Raw genomic sequence first — 1,238 nt, forward strand, 5'->3', positions numbered from 1 at the left:
TGTAGTGGTCAACTAATCCCGGACAGTATTTTAAGGTTTTCCTCAGCAACAACGGGCGAAATGCCGTCATTGAATGTGTGAGGTCGCTGCCGGTTGTAGTAATCCATCAAGTAGCCACCCACATCTTTTTTGGCCTCGGGCAGATTCCGATATCCTAGGGCCGGTATCCATTCGGATTTCAGGCTCCGGAATAGCCTCTCCATCGGGGCATTGTCCCAGCAGTTGCCGCGCCGGCTCATGCTTTGTGTCATTCGATAGCGCCAGAGTCTCTGGCGGAACTTACGGCTGGCGTACTGGCTCCCCTGGTCCGAGTGGAACATGACTTTCTCGGGTTCACCACGCTGTTCCCATGCGTGATCCAGAGCTTTTACAACCAGGTCCGCATCCGGGCTGGACGACATTGCCCAGCCAACAACGCGTCGTGCATACAGATCCAGCACGACAGCAAGATAGCTCCACCGCTGCCCGCTCCAGACGTAGGTGATGTCACCACACCACGCCTGATTGGTCTGGTCTACTGTAAATTCACGAGCCAGATGGTTCGGAATGTCTGGTCGCTCAACGGTGGCCTGCTTGTAGGCGTGAGGGCCAGGTTGCTTGCAAACCAGCCCCAGCTCACTCATCAGTCGTCGAACCTTGAAACGACCAATGACAACGCCGTCGTCATTGAGCATGCCCTTGATTGTTCGGCTACCAGCAGAGCTGCGGCTCTTGGTGAACAGGCGGTTTACCTGAGCCTTCAGGGCCAGACGCTCAACGTCTATATGGTTCCGCCGGTGACGGTATTCGTAATAGCTGGAACGGCTGATATCGAACGCATTGCAGACCATTTCAACAGGCATTTGCTCACTCAACTGGTCTATCAGCGCGTACGATTCATGTCGTCCGACATCAAGAGAGCGGTAGCCTTTTTTAGTATGGTCTTCTCCATCTCAAGGCGTTTACAGCGGGCTTCCAGCTCCTGAATCCGGCGCTGTTCCGGGGTTAAGGCCTTACCCTTCGGGGTAACGCCCTCACGCTCATCCGTCAGCTGTTGAACCCAGCGCCTCAGAGCGCTTTCTCCCACACCCAGCGACATACTTGCCTGGGCGATGGTGTAACCTTGATCCAGCACCAGGCTGGCTGCTTCCTGCTTGAACTCAGGAGTAAAGGAACGTCGTTTTCTGGTCATCAGACACCTCGTTTATGGTGGCAACCTTACCACCTACGTTGGTGTCCGGAATCATTGAACCACTACA

The 1,238-nt window shown here is 54.8% G+C and carries 1 protein-coding gene; it reads right to left on the reverse strand.

Going from position 1 to position 1,238, the window contains the following annotated elements; translation table 11 throughout:
- Positions 1 to 8: 8 nt before the first annotated feature.
- Positions 9 to 1,171 (reverse strand): IS3 family transposase gene (locus tag HNR38_RS17125; RefSeq protein WP_183706605.1). Its coding sequence is split into 2 segments (ribosomal slippage): positions 9 to 916 and positions 916 to 1,171, totalling 1,164 coding nucleotides; the frame shifts between segments, so codons are not numbered across the junction.
- Between the last annotated feature and the right edge of the window lie 67 nt (positions 1,172 to 1,238).

The organism is Marinobacter oulmenensis, from assembly GCF_014201735.1.
Classification (GTDB): Bacteria; Pseudomonadota; Gammaproteobacteria; order Pseudomonadales; family Oleiphilaceae; genus Marinobacter; species Marinobacter oulmenensis.